The organism is Lutibacter sp. B1 (genome assembly GCF_012524075.1).
Taxonomy (GTDB): Bacteria; Bacteroidota; Bacteroidia; order Flavobacteriales; family Flavobacteriaceae; genus Lutibacter.
Genome location: NZ_JAAZUI010000064.1, coordinates 1 through 2397, shown reverse-complemented (window position 1 = coordinate 2397; position 2397 = coordinate 1). Strand labels below are relative to the sequence as shown.

Here is a 2397-nt window from a genome sequence, read left to right as displayed (position 1 = left end):
AAGAAAAATAGATCAAAAACTTATTCCGGAATAGTGCTCAAAATCGAACTAATTTTCAGCTTTAGTAGATCATTATTTTTGAAAGAAAATTTCTCTGCCAAGTTCCAGTCTCGTTATTTTAACCAACTTGTTTGAATATGAAAAGTTGCGAGTTTGGAACGCAATTTTTCATTGGTTAAATTTAATATTTTTTATTGTTCTAAACTTTCTTTTTTACGGAATTAAGCAATTTTTTATATGCAGTGTTGTGTAATGTGGTTTTGAGCACCAAGTTAACAATCTTGTCAGAAATTAAATTCCTTTTCAACTTATTAATTTATAATAATTGATAAAATCTGAAAATTATCCTTTAAGTTTCAATTTAATTTTTGTGTGATTTCAGTGTTTGGGTAAAAAAAAAACAGAAAATAACTAAAAGTTTTGGTTAGCTATTTTCTGTCATATTTTATATAATTTTAAACTTAAGTTATTTAATTAAAACAAAATAAGGGTCTATTGTGTTATTTCCTCTTTCCCAAACTTGAGTTCCATTTAACCAAATCATATTTTGCAAAACTGAATTTTGAGTACGATTGAAGACAACCTCAATTGTGTCAATATCATTATCGTTCCATTGAATATAAGTAATTGGTTTTTCAGTTAATTCATTACTATTTAAAGTTACTCCAATTCTATATTCGTTCTCATGTTTATAAATTCTAAAACCTCTCGGGTAATCATAATTTGGATTATTAACTTCTTGTTTTATTCCGTTAATTACATAGAATAATTTAATTTTTGTTTCGTCTAAATGATTAGAGTTTTCGGGATTCAATAGGTCTTCATTTTGGGAATTAAGGATAGAAAACTCTATAGATGCTTGATAATTAAACTGTTCTACCATTTCATTAGTTTCGTTACAAGAAAAAAATAATGAAACGACTAAAATAATTATTAAATTTTTCATATTATTAAGGTATTATGTTGTAAATCATTTTTTTATTATAGTTAAAATTAAAAGAACCAGGGGTAAAATCATTATATGAATAGTAACCATTATAACTACCATCTATCCAACCCCAATTCATATGAAATAACGGATAAAAACTGCCTCCAGTACAATCAGCAAAATAAAAGTACGTTTGTCTGTACCCATCACATACCCACATATGTCCTTCAGACCCACCATCATTTCCACTTAAAATAACAGGTTTTCCGTTGCCTATATTACTTTTAACTGTATTATAATCATAATTTGCCGTAGTAGCATATGAATAATTGAATTGTGTTTTTAAAACATTACTCATGTCATGAGAAGTATATACACCTGTCGAATTACACGTGTACACAGGACTACTGGGACTATAACTACCATACATATAATCAATAGCATTGTGAATATCTGCGATAAAATTCGCCGTTGTAGTTGTACCATAAGTTAAAGGCATAGATGACCAACTATATGTAGAAGGATGTTCATAATATTTCATTACTTGTGCCATAGCAATGGGCACACAACCTGCATAAACCTGAAAACTACTTCCACTGCAATTAATGTAAGGTAATGCATCATTAAAAACTCCTAATTGATGCCAAGTTGTACTTAATAAAGGACCTTTTGTTATAGTGACTGTATGGTCAAAACATTCATCTCCAGGTGGTGCAATTGCTGATAATTGAGAAGTTGATAATTGAAATTGGACTTGTTCCCAAGCTATTTTATTATTTTCAGATTGTTCAATGTTAGAATTTTGAATATCAGTTATTTGTTTTTTGGTGTTTTTAACCCAAAACTTCAAACCAGGAGGAAATGAATTTTCATTTAGTATGAAATTACCTTTCTCAGAAAATCCAAGTATTGGTTCAGTTCTTTTGTCAGCGGACAAAAGTATAAAACCACCTTCAATATAATTTATCACATAAAATGAAGTATTCCCATATTCATTTTTAGCTTCATTTATATCTTTAATTGTTTTTTTTAATGATTTAGCATTAGGAACATTACTTTTAATGGAAGTGTTACTTGTTTCAAAAAGCATTTCGCCTGCAATTTTTTTAATTTGAATAAGATCAACATGATTTTGTTCTGCTAATAAATTTGTATTATCCATTTCAGAATCTTTTGAACAGGAAAATATTGTTAAGAGAAATAGAACAATGAATAATTGTTGTTTTGTTTTTTTCATAATATAATTTTTTAAATGATTTTCATTTAAAAGTAAAAATTATTTTTAGTAAAAAAGATGATATTTATCATAAATATATAACTTTCAGTAAGTTAACCATATTACACAACGGTTTTAGTATATGATTTGTGCGTTTGAAAAATCGGAGATTTTTCGGACGAAGCAAATCGTTAGTTAGAATGTTTGTCGGTTTGTACTAGTTCAAATTTAAGCATAAATTATATACATTGTT

2 protein-coding genes are annotated in these 2397 nt (G+C 27.5%); both read right to left on the bottom strand.

The genetic code is table 11. The features are described 5' to 3' along the window. Nucleotides 1-466 precede the first annotated feature (466 nt). Nucleotides 467-946 (bottom strand): hypothetical protein, encoded by a 480-nt coding sequence (locus HGB55_RS14700; protein ID WP_168817785.1) that lies wholly within the window; start codon nt 944-946, stop codon nt 467-469. Nucleotides 947-950: 4 nt separating this feature from the next. Then, nucleotides 951-2165: a C10 family peptidase gene (locus tag HGB55_RS14695; protein WP_168817783.1), complete on the bottom strand. Its 1215-nt coding sequence runs from the start codon at nt 2163-2165 to the stop codon at nt 951-953. Nucleotides 2166-2397: the final 232 nt, after the last annotated feature.

Excerpts from the sequence above, each read along its gene's own strand:
- HGB55_RS14700 (WP_168817785.1), bottom strand. The coding sequence starts at position 946 with ATGAAAAATTTAATAATTATTTTAGTCGTTTCATTATTTTTTTCTTGT.
- HGB55_RS14695 (WP_168817783.1), bottom strand. The coding sequence starts at position 2,165 with ATGAAAAAAACAAAACAACAATTATTCATTGTTCTATTTCTCTTAACA.